The 516-nt window shown below is 35.9% G+C and carries 1 protein-coding gene; it reads right to left on the reverse strand.

Annotated features, from left to right (window positions below):
* Nucleotides 1-382: PTS transporter subunit EIIC (locus tag AC1DJR_RS33120; RefSeq protein WP_477004582.1), on the reverse strand; the 382-nt coding region annotated here is incomplete at its 3' end.
* Nucleotides 383-516 lie beyond the last annotated feature (134 nt).

Below are 516 nucleotides of genomic sequence, written 5' to 3' on the forward strand. Positions count from 1 at the left end.
CAATAACACCTGGTACAGCTTTTGTTATTTGAATTGGTTCAACTGATGCTAGTAAAAAGGCGAGTACAGATAATAATCCTGCACTTAATTGATTGAGCTGATAAAAGTTCGCGAGTGAGGCCCCTACCCCGAATGCTGCGTATAACGCCATTAAGCCTACTGTAAATCGGAATGGAATATCTAAAATATGGCGAAACGGTGCAATCCACTCCATATATGCATCAATTGGTAAGTTTAAAAAGATAACGAAAAATGACCCGACAATCGTTAACGGTAATGTAGAAATAACTCCATTCCGAATTGCTAATAAATGTCGTTGTCCCGCAATCTTTTGCGTTGTTGGCATAATCTTCTGTTCCATAAAACTCATAAAACCATTCATCGATAACCCTCCCTATGTTCAATCTGTCGAAAACAAAAGTTATAACATTATAATGTTTATGTTTAAAAAAATATAATTACATTAAAACTAATTGTTCGGCTTGCTTAAGCACTTTTACACCATCACACATGCCA

The organism is Bacillus sp. 05T31 (genome assembly GCF_056396725.1).